Below are 15,165 nucleotides of genomic sequence, written 5' to 3'. Positions count from 1 at the left end.
GAGCCCCTCACCCTAACCCTCTTCCGGAGGGAGAGGGGACAGACCGAGTTGATGCCGGATTCACCTTGATAGCTTGAAGACCGCCGATATTCTCAAATATCCCCCGCTCGGCCCCCTCTCCCTCCGGGAGAGGGTTGGGGTGAGGGGCTCTTGAGTAACTGCTGCGATTTAACCCATATCGCCTACAAAACCCCGCCCATCTCCTGCAAAACCTGGCGGTTATCAAACCGCAGTACGACAATTCCAAGCCCTGCCAGATACAAGCTTCGACGCCGGTCATAAACCTGTTGCTCAGCTGTGAAATGCTGACTGCCATCCAGCTCGATGGCCAGTTGTAGCTCAACACAATAGAAGTCGATGACATAGGGCGGGCAGGGATGCTGTCTACGAAACTTCAAATCGAGCAATTGGCGGGCGCGCAGCTTTTGCCATATCAGCCATTCGCAGTCGGTTTGCCTGGCCCTCAATTGTCGGGCGAATTGACGGAGCTCTGCCGTGGGGCGAGTCATGGGCACGCTTCACGTCCTTGTGAAAATGAGTGTCCGACTCAGATTAGTTGCGGGAAATGGGCAAGCCCGAGGCTCAATGGTTAAACGATATTACCGAGCATCACGCGATCAGCCCCCTCTCCCATTGGGAGAGGGTTGGGGTGAGGGGAAAAAGGATCAATACACATCCCGTCGATAGCGCCCTTGCTCGATCAGCATCTCTACCGCTTCAGCCCCCAGCATGTCGATCAGCGCCTGATCCACACCCGCCGCCATCCCCTGCAAACTGCCGCAGATATAAATCGCCGCGCCCTCGTCCAGCCATTGGCGTACTTGTGCGGCAGATTCGCGCAAGCGGTCCTGCACATACACTTTCTGCGCCTGATCCCGTGAAAACGCCAGATCCAGCCGCGCCAGGTCACCGCTGGCCAACCAGCCCTGCAGCTCATCGCGGCAATAGAAGTCGTGTGCAGCATTGCGCTCGCCGAAGAACAGCCAGTTGCGCTGCTGGCCTTGGGCAATTCGTGCCTTGATCAAGCTGCGCAGCCCTGCCAGGCCAGTGCCATTGCCGAGCAGAATCAGCGGCACCGGATCAGCCGGCAGGTGGAAGCTACTGTTGCGCCGCACGCGCAGGCTGATCGCCGAGCCGACGGCGGCATGCTCTGTGAGCCAGCCCGAACCTATCCCCAGGCTGCCATCAACATGCCGCTCCTGACGCACGATCAACTCCAGCAGCCCGTCCTCAGGGATCGAGGCAATGGAGTACTCGCGCATGTTCAGCGGTATCAGCGCGTCTACCAGTGCCTGGGCATGCATGCCCACCAGATGGCCGCGATTTTCCGGCAACTGGCGCCCCGCCAATGCCTGGGCCAGGGTTTCTTGCAGACCATCGAGTTGCACCTGGGTGTCAGCCGACAGGCCCAGGCCCTCAAGGAAATGCTCAACGGCCCAGCTTGAGTGGCGCGGCATGACCTCCACCAGGTCACCGGCCTGCCATGAGTAGCTGGCATCGGGAGCCTGCAGCCCAAGCAGGTAGACCCCCGATCCGATGCTGTCAGGGTTGAGCAGTTCGCGCTCGACAAGTGTCCAGTTGTTGTAACTCGGTGCCTGCCAGTTTTTGCTCGGCGTGCCGCCGGTGAGCAGGCTGAGCTGTTGTTGCCACTGATGCAGGGCCTCGGCGTCGCCGCTGTCGACCTGCACCGGGCTGAACAGCGCTTGTGCGCCACGCTCGCTCAGCCATTGCTGGATACGTGTGGCAAAGCCGCAAAAGTGCGGGTACTGACGGTCGCCCAAAGCCAGTACGGAGTATTTGAGGGCATTCAAGCCCAAGGGCTGGCCGAGGATTTTGCGTTCAAAACTCCGCGCGCTGTCGGGCGCTTCACCATCGCCAAAGGTGCTGACCACGAACAGGGCATTACTGGCCTGTTGCAGATCATCTTCACTGAGCGCACCCAATGGCTGGACCCTTACTGGCAAGCCCGCGGCCTGCAATTGCCCGGCCGTTTGCCACGCCAGTTGCTCGGCAAAACCGCTTTGGCTGGCAAAGCCGATCAGCCATGACGATGCATCGCTGCCAGTGGCGGCAAAGCCTTGACGCGCCTGTTTGATCTGACGCTTTTTACGGCGACGGTCCAGGTACAGCAACCAGCCGGTAATGAAGAACAGCGGCATGGTGAGGCTGGCGACAGTCACCAGAACGCGTCCGGTGATACCCCAGTAGCTACCGGTGTGCAGCGCGTAAATGCTGGTCAGCAATTGCGCCTTGTAGCTCTTGTCGTCATAGCGCTCGACCTTCTTGACGGCGCCAGTCGCCGGGTCGAGCACGATCTGGTTGAAGGCGCGTTCGTGTGGCGAGGTATTCAGCAGGTAGAACACCGTTGCAGGCTGGCCGGCCACCGGCGGCATACGCACGTTGTACAGGCTCAGGTCCGGCCCGGCGGTTTTTTCAATGCTGGCCCAGATGGCGTCGTAATCGGCTACTGGAGCAGGCCCGGCCGGACCGCCCTGACCACGAGGGCCACGACCGCCGCCCTGGCGCTGTTCACCGCTCGGAGCGTCGGACAGGAGTTTTTGCAGGCCCTGGTTGTACCACTCGTACGACCACGACAGGCCGGTCAGAGCTGCCAGCAGATAAAAGACCATGCACCAGGTACCCGCCACAGCATGCAGATCCCAGTTGAAGCTGCGGCCTTTCTTGGCCCAGTCCAGGGTCAGCCAGGCGCGCCAGTTCAGCGCCTGGCGCGGCCAGCGCAGGTACAGGCCCGACAGGCAGAAGAACACCAGCATCAGGGTACAGGCGCCGGTGATCTGGCGACCGCTCTGGCCCATCGCCAGAAAACGGTGCAATTGCAGCATCAGGTCGAAGAAGCCCTGGCCATTGGCCTCACCTTGATAGGTGCCGGTATACGGGTCGACATAGCGCAACTGGCCGCGACGTTCGCCCGGTGGTGGAGTGAAGAAAATGCGTGCGGCGGTGCCGCTGTCCACGCCCACCCACAACATGGCGACTTGCTTGCCCTCGGTGGCCTCGACCCGGCGCACCAGCTCGGCAGGTGGCAGCACGCCGCTGTCGAGTTTCTCGACCTTGAGCACCGAAGGGTTGAGCAAGTTCAGCAACTCGTCCTGAAACGACACCGTGGCACCGGTTATCCCCATCAGGGCCAGAACCAGCCCGGCGGTTATGCCGAAAAACCAGTGCAGCTGAAACAGTGTTTTCTTAAACACGACGCCCGCCTTGCTTGCTCAATTGAATTCATCACGGCGCAGTATGCCGTGTACCTCAGTCATACATTGTTCAGAGTCTGTAGTCGCTGACGAGGCACGAGGCTGCGATGGGCTGCGCTGCGGCCTGCATCGCAGCCTCGTGCCTCGTCAGCGACTACACACAAAAGCCCCGACCATCAGATGGGCGGGGCTTTTGTTCAACTCAACTTCTGGTTAGAAGTGGAAGCTGGTGGTCAACAAGGCAGTACGGCCTGCGGCCTGGCTGGCAAAGTGCGCAGCGTAGGCTTTGTCGTAGTAAGTCTTGTCGGTCAGGTTTTGTACGTTCAGTTGCAAGTCGATGTTTTTGGTCAACTTGTAGCTGGCCATTGCGTCGTAGCGAGTGTAAGCCGGCACGTAAACGGTGTTGGCCGTGTCGCCGTAAACTTCGTCAACATAGAACGCACCGCCGCCGATGGTCAGCTTTGGCATTACTTCATAGGTTGTCCACAGGCTGAAGCTGTTTTTCGGGGTGTTCGGCATTTCGTTGCCTTTATCCGAAATGGCTGCGGTGTTTATGCTGCCGTTACGGTTGGCTTTCTGGCCCGGATCAACCAGTTCGCTTTTCAGGTAGCTGTAGCCTGCAAATACTTGCCACTTGTCAGTGATTTTACCGCTGGCGGACAGTTCCAGACCGTCAACGCGGGATTCACCGGCGTTTTCGTAGGTGAACGAGTCAGTCAGAACGCGAGTGTTTTTCTTCTCGGTACGGAAGATTGCAGCCGTCAGCGACAGACGATCATGGAACACGTCCCACTTGGTGCCCAGTTCGTAGTTAACGGTTTCTTCCGGCTTCAGATCGCTGGTGATGGTGCTGCCAGGAGCAACCAGGCCGTTGCCTTCAACGCCTTCACCCACCACGCCGCCTGGCGGAGTAGCCGAGGTCGCGTAGGACAGGTAAACGCTGCCGTTATCCAGTGGCTTCCAGACCAGGCCGGTCTGCCAGTTGAAGAAGTGGCTGTCGTTCGAGGCCTTGGTACGGCCAGTCGCCGCATTGGTGTTGGCGGTGGTGCTGAAGGCGTCGTAACGCAGGCCGGCGTTCAACAGCCACTTCGGGTCCAGCTCGATGGTATCGAACACATAGGCGGCTTTGGTCACGCCCACGGTGTTGGTGCCGTAGTAGTTGCGCGCTTCAGTACCGGTCCACACATCGTTCGGGTTCGGGTTGGACAGCGAGGTGCACTGGCCGCCGCTGTTACCGACTTTGTCCGGTGTGCAGTTGGGGTTGCTGTTCGGGGTCACGGTGTAACCGCTGGCACGGGTTTCTTCACGAGTGAACTCAACACCTGTGGAGTAGTTGTTCTTGAAGCCCATGACCTGGAAGTTGCCAAACAGATCAGTCTGGTTGGTGGTGGTTTCGGTGGTCGAAACACGGGTGTTGGCGCGACGCCATACGGTACCGTACTGGTTGACGTTGTGCTGGCTGTCATCCGGCTGGGTGAGGATGTAGTCCTGGCCGGTGTTGCCGTGACGGAAGGTGTTTTTCAGGGTCATCGCATCGTTGAAGTCATGCTCGAACGAGATGGTGCTGATATCCACACGGGTCTTGCGGAAGTCACGGTCTTTGAGGCCGTAGAAGTTTTTGCTGTCGCCGCCATCGTCCGGTTTGTCATGGACGTGAACAGCGGTCTTGGAGCTGTTGCTGTAGCCGTAAGGAATGCCCGAATCCGGCAGGTCGTTGCTTTCCAGGTGGTAGTAGCTGACGTTCAGACGGTTTTCAGTGCCCAGGCCGAAGGTCAGCGATGGTGCTACGCCCCAGCGGTCGTAGTTGACCGATTCGCGGCCAGCGACATTCTGTTCGTGGCTCATCAGGTTCAGGCGGAACGCTGCGGTGTCCAGGAACTGACGGTTTACATCCAGAGTGTAGCGACGGGTCTGGTCGGAGCCGTAGGTGAAGCCGCCGTTGAGAAAGTCACCCGCCTTGGCGGTCTTGCTCACCATGTTCAGGCTGCCGCCAGCCGAGCCACGCCCACCAAAGGTGGAGTTCGGGCCTTTGCTGACTTCGATCGATTCGATGTCGAAGATTTCACGGGTCTGGCCGCCAGCATCGCGAACACCGTCCAGGTACATGTCGGACTGTGCGTCGAAACCACGGATAAACGGACGGTCACCCTGTGGGTTGCCGCCTTCGCCTGCGCCGAAGGTGATACCCGGAACGGTGCGCAGGGCGTCTTGCAGCGAGGTGGCTGCGGTGTCCTGCAGCACTTGCTGCGGGATCACGGTAACAGAGCGTGGCGTATCAACCAGCGGTGCGGTGTACTTCTGGGAGCTGGCTTTCTCGGTTTGATAAGACTTTTCGGTCTGTTCGCCGGTAACTGTGGTCGCGCCAAGGGAAATACTGCTGCCCTGTGCCTTGCTGTCAGTGCTTTCAGCAGCCTGAACCATATGGCCTGCAGAGGTCGCAGTAATTGCGACACCGATGGCCGAAGCCAGTAAACGCGGTGAGCTGACGGGTATTTTTAATTGTTGGCGCGACATTTGAAGATCCCTTCCCCCAGAATTTGAGCCGCGAAATATATGGCAAACAATTCTGACTATCAATTGAGAGGCATTACTATTTGCGCTGAATTTACATTCTTTACAAATTGGCTTTACGGTTTTTTCACACTCGTTCGTCTACGGGGGCCTTAACAGGGTTTTACACATTCAATAAGAATCAATACCATTGCCATCCCTTTGCTATCAGGTATTGCGTCATGTTGCTGCATATCCCCGGCTTGTTCTCGCGTGAAGAGGTGCTGCGCATCCGCGAGGCACTGCAGCAGACGGAATGGGCTGACGGCAAAATCACCGCCGGCTTTCAATCGGCCAAGGCCAAGCACAATCTGCAGTTGCCTGAAGACCATCCGCTTGCCAAGGAAATCGGCGCGGCGATGATTAATCGGCTGTGGAAAAATCCGCTGTACATGTCAGCGGCCTTGCCACACAAGGTGTTTGCGCCATTGGTGAACTGCTACACCGGGGGCGGCAGTTTTGATTTCCACATCGACAATGCCGTACGCCAGCCCAAAGGCAGCCCCGAGCGGGTGCGTACGGACCTGTCGGCGACCCTGTTTTTCAGCGATCCAGAGGATTACGACGGCGGCGAGCTGGTGATTCAGGACACCTATGGTGTGCAGCAGGTCAAACTGCCTGCTGGCGATATGGTGTTATACCCCGGCACCAGCTTGCACAAGGTCAATGCCGTTACCCGTGGGGCGCGTTTTGCGTCGTTTTTCTGGACGCAGAGCCTGGTTCGCGAAGACAGCCAGCGCACGTTGCTGTTTGAAATGGACGGTGCGATCCAGCAACTGACCCGCGATGTTCCTGATCATCCGTCGCTGATCCAGCTCACCGGCACTTATCACAACCTGTTGCGTCGCTGGGCCGAGGTGTAACTCATGAGTTTTCAATTACGCCGTGAGGAAGTGCTCGATGGTGACCAGCTAAGCGTCATGCTGGCTGAGAACCCTGCAAAAGCGGCCCAGGCTATTTTGATGGCAGCCAAGGCAGGTATCGTTGATGGCCAGGCGTTGCTGGGGCAGATCCTGCTTGACGGCCAGGGCATTGAACGCGACCCGGTGCTGGCCAAACGCTGGTTTCAAATTGCGGCCAATGCCGGCCACCTGATGGCCCGCAACATGCTGGGTCGCTGCTGGGAGCATGGCTGGGGCGGGCCCGTCGATTGCACCTTGGCCAGCCTGGAGTATCGCCAGGCCGCCGAAGCAGGGCTGGACTGGGCGCTTTACAACTATGCCAACTTGCTCGCTACTGGTCGCGGTGTGGTGCAGGACCAGAAGGCGGCATTCAAGTTGTACCGGGTGGCGGCACAGGCGGGTCATGCCAAGTCGATGAATCTTGTGGGGCGCTATCTTGAAGAGGGCGTGTATTGCCCTGTGGATAAAGACGCGGCCTGTATTTGGTATGAGCGTTCGGCCCGGGGCGGCGACTTTCGTGGTCAGTTCAGCCATGCTTCGGTACTGGCCGAGGGAGGCAATGTTGATGATGCATTGCTATGGTTTGAGCGCGCCCTGGCCGGTGGCAATCTGAATTTCTTGCGGGTAAGCCTGGGTGCCTTGCTTGAGGCCCGCGAGCCTCGTATCCGGGCACTCAGCGATGTCTGGCAAGCGCGAATCAATGCCTTGCAGGGCGACGACTTCTGATCGTGATTACACCGTCAAGGGTAATGCTCGTACGCGGCTTTCAAACCCGTCCGAGTCAGTAGCGGTTTATTCGGGTAATTATTCATTTTTGTTTTTATCCGGATCTTACATTAAGTCGAGTAGCCCTGATATTGATTGATATTCTTTGAAGTATGATGCTGTTCGAACAGGATCATTCTTTAAAGGGAATTAATATGCAGGATTACAATGACGCGCTCAGCGAAAGTGCTGGATATACCAGGTCGCTTGAAAAGATGAACGCTTTGCAAGCGGCCATAAACATACCCTCGCAATATATTCAGATTCTCGCGGGCGAAAAAAATGTCGCTGTATCAAAAGACGACTTGGGTTTTATTATTCGTCGTAGCGATATCCACAGTGTTCGGGCCTATGTGCGCGAGTCGCGAATGCTGCCAGTCGATTACAAACATATAGTGGCCTGGTTTGGCCTGGATACAACCAGTGTTCCGGGGCTTGAGCCCGCCAGTATCCAGTCTTTTCATCAACGTGTTGTGCAGCATGCCACAAGCTGGTCAGTACTGGAGCGGGAAACAAAGGAGCTTGCTCGCCAATTGAACCGGTTCTCGGACAGTTTCATCAGCCATGCCCACGGCATCATTGAGTTAATCAATCGACTGGATTCTGATCGGCTTTTTTCTGGCATGTTGGACGACTTGACAGTGGAGGAAGCCGCGGAGCTGGGGGGCGTGCTCAGCTCAACAGAGCTTAAGGCAGTCCATATCATGAGGGAGCATGTACAGTCGATTAAAAGTAATACCGAAGATTATATAAAAAGGGCCTATGCGGTGGGCGCACTGGCGGCCGAGTTCGAGCGTGTCCTGTCCGATGAGTTGACTCACGAGGTCAATGCCAAGCTGGAAGCCTATGCGAAGGCGGGCCTGTCAAGAGAACGTGAAATACTGACTGCGCGCATTAAGGAGCTGGACAGTGAAATCGAACAGTTGATAAGGGACTACAGATCTCAGGTGTTGTACGGACACTCAGGGATTGTTCTGGGGCCAATCGGTTTGGCTGTCACAGGCGGGATATTCGGGGTAAAGGCCGAAGCAATACGCGCCCGAAAAAACAGGCTGATTGCAGAGCGCGATATTGCAAGACGCAGCAGCCAGGAGCAAGAGCAACTCGCGATGGTACTGGATGCCACCCAGCAGCGATTTATAGATTTGCGCAGTCGCATGCTTGGAGCAGAAGAGGGTGCCAAGCAACTGGCGCAAGTATGGAGTTATATCAGTAACTACCTGGATGAAGTGGATGACGATTTGGAGAAAGTGGATTCTTTTGGTCGGTTGTACAAGTTGAAAATTGACTTTTCACAATTGTTGAACCCGTGGACGCGTGTGAAGGATTACAGCATACAGATATCCAATGCATTTAATGAAATCATTGATCAGCGGTTTTGAAAAGGAGTTCAGGTATGAATAGAGATGTAGATGTAATGGGCTATGACAGTCCTGATATGCCGGGTGTTTTAAACGGGCTGAAAAAATTCAATGCAGTGGCGGTTAATCGTGAATACGATTTTATCCCGTCGTTACAGGAGCGCCTGAGCCTGGCAGCCAGATGCTTGAGTCATGCTGCACGCAATGTTGTCGACAGGGTTCGTAGTCTTGAAGTAATGGTGGACAGTGCCGGACTTGATGAGCTGGCTGAACAATGGGCAGCCATCCACACCTTGGATCAATTAACGGCTGAAGCACAAGCCTCGGCAATCAATATTCTAAAAGACACATTTATTCAGCGTACCCAACGTATTGTCAGTGCTGCTACAGCTGCCAAGGCACAGATTGAAGTGCGCGCGGTAGAAGGTGAAGGGTTAAATTTGGAGCATTACTCTGATCCTTTGCTGGCCTATGACGCTGCAAGGCTTGATGAACTGGAACAAAAGGCCGTTACGCTGCAACTGGAAGAGGATCAGTTGCATGCGGACAAACAGGTTGTTATCGCAGCGGGGACAATCCTGCAATCCAGATCCTGGCTTGGTCTTATAAGCGACCTTTTGCCTACAGCAGAGCAAATTCAGACACTTGTAATGGCAGCTTCGGTGGGAAAAGCGGAGGCTGATGTAGTGACTGCTGCCCTTGAGCGTGTTACGCAGTACCTGGGCTTTGTCGACAATGGGTACAGATTGTTTTCGCTGACTGAAGCACGCAACAAAATAACCGACAAACTGGCTGATTTGAACATACATAAATCAAGAAACAAGGCTGACATGCGAGAGCTCAAGGGGCGCGCCGAAAAAATAAGGCGTCACGCAGAGCTGGTTGAAGCGCGAGGGTATTGGGTCGACAACATCAGGCGGATTGCCAACGGGTTGGCCGTTTTTTTGACTCGACTTAATGCAGTCATTGTTATAAATGAACACACGCTGGTGCAAGCTTCGGCAGAGCTGGCGGGTTTTCAGCGCTTTTTGCGGCGCATCAGCCGCTAAGCCACAGGGCTGCCCCCCGCACGCTTGCGCGGGGGGCAAATTGTTACAGGTAGAACGATTTCAACGGCGGGAAGCCGTTGAATTCAACGGCGCTGTAGCTGGTGGTGTAGGCGCCGGTGGACAGCCAGTACAGGCGGTCACCGATAGCCAGGTTCAGTGGCAGGCCGTACTTGTAGTTTTCGTACATGATGTCGGCGCTATCGCAGGTTGGGCCAGCGATGACGACTTCTTCCATTTCGCCTTTTTTCTCGGTCCAGATCGGAAACTTGATGGCTTCGTCCATGGTTTCGATCAGGCCCGAGAATTTGCCCACATCGGTGTACACCCAGCGCTCGACTGCGGTACGCGACTTGCGCGCAACCAATACCACTTCGCTGACCAGAATACCGGCGTTGGCAATCAGCGAGCGGCCTGGCTCCAGAATGATTTCCGGCAGATCGTCACCGAAATCCTCCTTAAGGAAACGGATGATTTCTTCTGCGTAGGTTTCCAGGCTGTTGGTGCGGGTAATGTAGTTGGCCGGGAAGCCGCCGCCCATATTGATCAGCTTGAGAACGATGCCGTCTTCTTCTTTCAGGCGCTCGAAGATCACCTTGACCTTGGCGATGGCTGCGTCCCACACGCTGATATCGCGTTGCTGCGAACCCACGTGGAACGAAATACCGTAAGGCACCAGGCCCAGATCACGGGCCAGGATCAGCAGGTCCATGGCCATGTCGGTCTGGCAGCCGAATTTGCGCGACAGTGGCCAGTCCGCCGTGGTCGAGCCCTCGGTCAGAATGCGCACGTAGATTTTCGAGCCTGGAGCGGCCTTGGCGATGTTGCGCAGGTCGGCTTCAGAGTCGGTGGAGAACAGGCGCACGCCTTTCTCGTAGAAGTAGCGAATGTCTTTGGATTTCTTGATGGTGTTGCCGTAGCTGATGCGATCCGGGCCAACGCCTTGGGCCATCACCTTGTCCAGCTCATAGATCGAGGCGATGTCGAAGCTCGAGCCTTTGTCGCGCAGCAAGTCGATGATTTCGACGGCCGGGTTGGCTTTGACGGCGTAATACACCTTGGCGAACTCGAAGCCTGCACGCAGGTCATCGTATGCCTTGCTGATCATGGCGGTGTCGATCACCACGAACGGGGTTTCCTGGGTGTCAGCGAAGGCCTTCATTTTCTGGAAGGTATCGCGCGCGTAATAGTCTTCGACCTGAATCGACATGCTGGGGGACTCCTGTGGCAAACGTAAAAAATAAATGGGTGCAGCTGAACATCCTCCGTATCCCCACTTTGGTTCGCCTACTTCCCAAGGCATGTCCGCCGAAAGCAAAAAAGGTAAATGGACCTTGCTGTCTCGTCGTCAGTACTTGAGCCGGATGGATCGTTTCCAGCATGGATGTTCGGCGCGAACTTTAGGGGTTGAGTGGCCATTGATCAACAACAAATGTCGCGTTTTTGCACGAATTGGTCGTGGGGGGAGAGACGGCTATTTATGTAACCGACTGTGATGACAGCGCAGAGTTCACGCAGGAGAAAATCAAAGGCCCTTCACCCCAGCCCTCTCACGGAGGGAGAGGGGGCTGATTGGCGGCGTTGCCTTTAGTCCCCTCTCCCTTTGGGAGAGGGCTAGGGAGGGTAGCGATCAATCAGGCCAGAGCGATATCAGCCGGCGACACAATACTGGTCTTGGCCCCACGGGAACGGCCCGAGCTCAGGTAGGCGGCAATCGATTCCTGGGTCACTTCACCGAGGAACACCCGCTCTGCATCCATCACTGGTAGCCATGAACGGTTGAACTCGTACATGCGCGACAACAGGATGCGCAAGTGTTCGTCATATGCCGCCGTGGCGTTGAATTCACGCAGGTACTGACCACAGGTGCCGCTCTGGCGATGCAGGTCGCGACGACGCACATAGCCCAGCGCCTTGTTGTCGGCACAGGTGACCACCACGTAGCGACGGTCCAGTTCATCCATCAGTTCCAGCGCTTCGGCCACCGGGGTTTCCGGGCTCACCGACGGTGCGTTGTCTGCCGCGTCTTCAGCCTTGACCAGTAGCAGACGCTTGAGGGTGCTGTCCTGGCCGACAAAGTTGCTGACAAATTCGTCAGCCGGGTGGGCAAGCAGGGTGTCCGGGTGATCCATTTGCAGCAGTTTGCCACCGCGGAAAATCGCAATCTTGTCACCCAGCTTGATCGCTTCGTCGATGTCGTGGCTGACCATGATCACGGTCTTGTTCAGCGCACGTTGCATTTCGAAGAATTCGTTCTGGATCATCTCGCGGTTGATCGGATCGACCGCGCCAAATGGCTCATCCATTAATAGCAGCGGTGCGTCGGCAGCCAGGGCACGAATTACGCCGATACGCTGTTGCTGACCACCCGACAGTTCGCGCGGATAACGGTTGAGGTACTGCTTGGGTTCAAGCTTGATCATGCTCATCAGCTCGCGGGCACGGTCATGGCACTTTTGCTTGTCCCAACCCAGCAGGCGCGGCACGACGGTGATGTTTTCCTCGATGGTCATGTTGGGGAACAGGCCGATCTGCTGGATCACATAACCGATATTGCGACGCAGTGTCACCGGGTCGAGGTCGGTGGTGTCTTCGCCGTTGATCAGGATCTTGCCGGAGGTGGGCTTGATCAGGCGGTTGATCATTTTCAGCGTGGTGCTTTTGCCGCAACCCGAAGGCCCGAGGAACACGCAGATTTCGCCTTCGTTGACGGTCAGGCTTACCGAGTCGACGGCTTTGACGTCTTTGCCGTTGCTTTGGAAAGTTTTGCTGAGGTTTTGAAGTTCGATCATTTGAGCAGTCCTTTTGGAGTCAGCGAGCGTTGCAACCATTGCAGAAGCAGGTCGGCGATGATGGCCAGAACACTGACCAACACGGCGCCGACGATCAGCATCGACATGTCGCTACGGCTGATTGCAGCAAGAATAAGTACACCCAGACCGCCAGCACCGATGGTGGCAGCGATGGTCATTACACCGATGTTCATCACTACGGCGGTGCGCACACCGGCGAGGATCACCGGCACCGCAATCGGCAGTTCAACCATGCGCAGGCGCTGGCTGAAGGTCATGCCGATGCCGCGTGCCGCTTCGCGAATACCCGGCTCCACGCCGGTCAGGGCGAGGAAGGTGTTGCGCATGATCGGCAGCAGTGAATAAAGGAACACGGCGGTGATGGCCGGCATCGGGCCCAGACCCTGGCCGAACTTGGAGTAGAACGGCAGCAGCAGGCCGAACAGGGCGATCGACGGAATGGTCAACAGCACCGTGGCGCTGGCTTGCAGCGGGCCGGCCAGTGACGGGAAACGGGTCATCAACACGCCCAGTGGCACGCCGATCAGGATCGCCAGAATCACTGCGATACCGACCAGAGTGATGTGCTGCAAGGTCAGATGCAGGACCAGCGACCAGTCCATGTGGGAAAAGGCGTTTAAAAATTCCATGTCTTCTCCTCTATTCAGTTCAGTGGATGCTGGCGCAGGAAATCTGCAGCGACTTTGGACGGGCTTTCGTGGTCCACGTCGACCCGGGCGTTGAGCTGGCGCATGGTTTCGTCGTCAAACAGATCAGCCAGCGGCTTGAGCAGACCTTCAAGGTCCGGGTGGGCGTCCAGGTAGTCTTTGCGTACTACCGGGGCTGCGGTGTAGTCCGGGAAGTAATGCATGTCGTCATCAAGCAGCTTGAGGTTAAAGGCGCTCAAGCGACCGTCCGTGGTGTAGACCAGCCCGGCGAAAACCTGGCCGTTCTTCAGTGCGGTGTAGACCAGACCGGCGTCCATTTGGCGGATATTGCGACGCGTGAGGTCCATGTCATACAGCTTGACCATGCCCTGCAAACCGTCGGAGCGGTTGGCAAACTCGGTGTCCAGGGCCACCAGCGCTTTTTTGTTGTCCGGTTCGCGCAGTGCCTTGTTCAGGTCACTGACGCTGTTGATGCCCGGAAACTCCTCGGCCACTTTTTGTGGCAGGGCCAGTGCGTAGGTGTTGCTGAACTTGGACGGGTGTAGCCAGATCAGTCCTTTTTTTGCATCGAGCTCTTTTACCCGGTCGTAGGATTGCTGACTGTCGAGTTTGTCGGTGATGTGGTTGTAGGCCACCAGGGATACGCCGGTGTATTCCCACACCATATCCAGTTGCCCGGATTCATGGGCCGAGCGCGCCAGGCTGCTGCCCAGCCCGCCGGTGACCTGGGCGTTGTAGCCCTTGCTGTTGAGGTATTGCGAGGTGATTTCCGCGAGCAGGGTTTGCTCGGTAAACACCCGCGCCCCAATGCGAATCAAGGGTTTTTCTGCTGCCTGGGCAATTCCTGCACACAGCAGGATGCAGCCTAGTAAAAAGCTAATTTTTTTCATGGGTATTCCTTTGCTCAGCCAGACCTTAAGCAGGTCGCAGACCGCGTTCCAACCACCGGCGGCTGACAAGTATCACCAGGCCGTCGAGCAGCAATGCCAGCAGCGCAGTACAGGCTGCGCCAAGGATCAGTTGCGGCTGATTGTTGAGGGCGATGCCGGGGAAAATCAGGCTGCCCAGGCTGTTGGCGCCGATCAGGAACGCCAGCGGTGCCGTACCGACGTTGATCGCCAATGCCACGCGTACACCGCCCATAATGATAGGCACGGCGTTGGGCAATTCGACCCGCCACAGTACCTGGCGCGGGGTCATGCCGATGCCGACGGCGGCTTCCTTGAGCGAACCCTGGACGTTTTTCAGGCCTTCGTAAGTGTTGCGCACAATGGGCAGCAACGAGGCGAGAAACAGGGCGAAGATGGCAGGGCCGCTCCCGATCCCCAGGAAACCCAGGGCAATGGCCAGTACGGCCAGCGGCGGGACGGTGTTGCCGATGTTGAAGATTTGCATGAAGCGTTCCGCACGTCCGGCCATAGTCGGTCGGCTGAGGAAAATGCCGGCGGGTATCCCTACAAGGAGGGCCGCGAACATTGAAGCGAGTACCAGGTACAGGTGGGCTTGCAGGTAGAACAACAAATCATCTTGATAGTGTTCGATAGTGCTGATGCCGATCCAGTGGACCAACAGGGCCAGGAGCGCGATAACAACCGCACATCCTATAAGCCCTTTTCCATAGCGATTAGCCACAGACGGACTCCTTTTTTTCAGTCGGCGGACACATCGTCGTGTGGCAATGCCATTCCTGGCTGCCGACAATATGTTCGCGAAGAGCAACAGGCGGTGGCGAAATAGCGCCCTCATCACCTGTCATTAGCGCAGCCTCGTCAGGCTAACTTGCTGATATTTCAGCCCCTGACGGTTTGTCGTATCAGGAGAGTGGACGCCTCCACTGTTTAAAAGGTTCACATTTTTTACGGCACATTG

General features: G+C 56.7%; 12 protein-coding genes. 4 read left to right on the top strand and 8 right to left on the bottom strand.

What is annotated here, in order from left to right; genetic code table 11:
* Positions 1-182: 182 nt before the first annotated feature.
* From CJU81_RS20935 to CJU81_RS20925, 3 genes are all read right to left on the bottom strand, one after another.
* Complete coding sequence (locus tag CJU81_RS20935; RefSeq protein ID WP_095038090.1) at positions 183-509, bottom strand: endonuclease domain-containing protein; 327 nt, start codon at positions 507-509, stop codon at positions 183-185.
* A 156-nt stretch (positions 510-665) separates the two neighbouring features.
* Complete coding sequence (locus CJU81_RS20930) at positions 666-3,212, bottom strand: PepSY domain-containing protein (RefSeq protein WP_095038089.1); 2,547 nt, start codon at positions 3,210-3,212, stop codon at positions 666-668.
* Between the two features lie 213 nt (positions 3,213-3,425).
* The gene (locus tag CJU81_RS20925) at positions 3,426-5,726 is read right to left on the bottom strand and encodes a TonB-dependent receptor (RefSeq protein ID WP_095030411.1); all 2,301 of its coding nucleotides are present in this window, start codon (positions 5,724-5,726) and stop codon (positions 3,426-3,428) included.
* Positions 5,727-5,944: 218 nt separating this feature from the next.
* On the opposite strand from CJU81_RS20925, the gene CJU81_RS20920 reads away from it, so the two are divergent.
* The 4 genes from CJU81_RS20920 (at position 5,945) to CJU81_RS20905 (ending at position 9,839) form a co-directional block, all read left to right on the top strand.
* Positions 5,945-6,625, top strand: coding sequence for a Fe2+-dependent dioxygenase (locus CJU81_RS20920; protein WP_095038088.1), 681 nt, complete (start codon positions 5,945-5,947; stop codon positions 6,623-6,625).
* Between the two features lie 3 nt (positions 6,626-6,628).
* Positions 6,629-7,390, top strand: a complete 762-nt coding sequence (locus tag CJU81_RS20915) for a tetratricopeptide repeat protein (protein ID WP_095038087.1) — start codon at positions 6,629-6,631, stop codon at positions 7,388-7,390.
* A 152-nt stretch (positions 7,391-7,542) separates the two neighbouring features.
* Positions 7,543-8,811, top strand: a complete 1,269-nt coding sequence (locus CJU81_RS20910) for an alpha-xenorhabdolysin family binary toxin subunit A (RefSeq protein ID WP_254924905.1) — start codon at positions 7,543-7,545, stop codon at positions 8,809-8,811.
* Between the two features lie 14 nt (positions 8,812-8,825).
* Positions 8,826-9,839: an alpha-xenorhabdolysin family binary toxin subunit B gene (locus CJU81_RS20905; RefSeq protein WP_254924904.1), complete on the top strand. Its 1,014-nt coding sequence runs from the start codon at positions 8,826-8,828 to the stop codon at positions 9,837-9,839.
* Between the two features lie 43 nt (positions 9,840-9,882).
* Here CJU81_RS20905 and CJU81_RS20900 read toward each other — a convergent pair whose 3' ends face one another.
* The 5 genes from CJU81_RS20900 to CJU81_RS20880 form a co-directional block, all read right to left on the bottom strand.
* Complete coding sequence (locus CJU81_RS20900; RefSeq protein WP_095038086.1) at positions 9,883-11,046, bottom strand: type III PLP-dependent enzyme; 1,164 nt, start codon at positions 11,044-11,046, stop codon at positions 9,883-9,885.
* Positions 11,047-11,470: 424 nt separating this feature from the next.
* Positions 11,471-12,628 (bottom strand): osmoprotectant ABC transporter ATP-binding protein OsmV, encoded by a 1,158-nt coding sequence (locus CJU81_RS20895; RefSeq protein WP_095038085.1) that lies wholly within the window; start codon positions 12,626-12,628, stop codon positions 11,471-11,473.
* Entirely contained in the window at positions 12,625-13,278 is a 654-nt protein-coding gene (locus CJU81_RS20890) for an ABC transporter permease (RefSeq protein ID WP_095001584.1), read from the bottom strand. The genes CJU81_RS20895 and CJU81_RS20890 overlap by 4 nt, the downstream gene beginning before the upstream one ends.
* 14 nt (positions 13,279-13,292) lie before the next feature.
* A complete protein-coding gene (locus tag CJU81_RS20885) occupies positions 13,293-14,186 on the bottom strand; it encodes a glycine betaine ABC transporter substrate-binding protein (RefSeq protein WP_095038084.1) in 894 nt (297 codons plus the stop codon).
* Positions 14,187-14,211: 25 nt separating this feature from the next.
* Positions 14,212-14,928, bottom strand: coding sequence for an ABC transporter permease (locus CJU81_RS20880; protein ID WP_095038083.1), 717 nt, complete (start codon positions 14,926-14,928; stop codon positions 14,212-14,214).
* Positions 14,929-15,165: the final 237 nt, after the last annotated feature.

Origin of the sequence: Pseudomonas fragi (genome assembly GCF_002269505.1) — a bacterium.
Taxonomy (GTDB): domain Bacteria; phylum Pseudomonadota; class Gammaproteobacteria; order Pseudomonadales; family Pseudomonadaceae; genus Aquipseudomonas; species Aquipseudomonas fragi_D.
The sequence above is the reverse complement of the archived record's forward strand: the minus strand, read 5'-3'. Positions and strand labels throughout refer to the sequence as shown.

Coding starts and splice junctions, on each gene's coding strand:
- CJU81_RS20920 (WP_095038088.1), top strand. CDS start 5,945: ATGTTGCTGCATATCCCCGGCTTGTTCTCGCGTGAAGAGGTGCTGCGC.
- CJU81_RS20935 (WP_095038090.1), bottom strand. CDS start 509: ATGACTCGCCCCACGGCAGAGCTCCGTCAATTCGCCCGACAATTGAGG.
- CJU81_RS20925 (WP_095030411.1), bottom strand. CDS start 5,726: ATGTCGCGCCAACAATTAAAAATACCCGTCAGCTCACCGCGTTTACTG.
- CJU81_RS20910 (WP_254924905.1), top strand. CDS start 7,543: ATGATGCTGTTCGAACAGGATCATTCTTTAAAGGGAATTAATATGCAG.
- CJU81_RS20885 (WP_095038084.1), bottom strand. CDS start 14,186: ATGAAAAAAATTAGCTTTTTACTAGGCTGCATCCTGCTGTGTGCAGGA.
- CJU81_RS20890 (WP_095001584.1), bottom strand. CDS start 13,278: ATGGAATTTTTAAACGCCTTTTCCCACATGGACTGGTCGCTGGTCCTG.
- CJU81_RS20900 (WP_095038086.1), bottom strand. CDS start 11,046: ATGTCGATTCAGGTCGAAGACTATTACGCGCGCGATACCTTCCAGAAA.
- CJU81_RS20915 (WP_095038087.1), top strand. CDS start 6,629: ATGAGTTTTCAATTACGCCGTGAGGAAGTGCTCGATGGTGACCAGCTA.
- CJU81_RS20895 (WP_095038085.1), bottom strand. CDS start 12,628: ATGATCGAACTTCAAAACCTCAGCAAAACTTTCCAAAGCAACGGCAAA.
- CJU81_RS20905 (WP_254924904.1), top strand. CDS start 8,826: ATGAATAGAGATGTAGATGTAATGGGCTATGACAGTCCTGATATGCCG.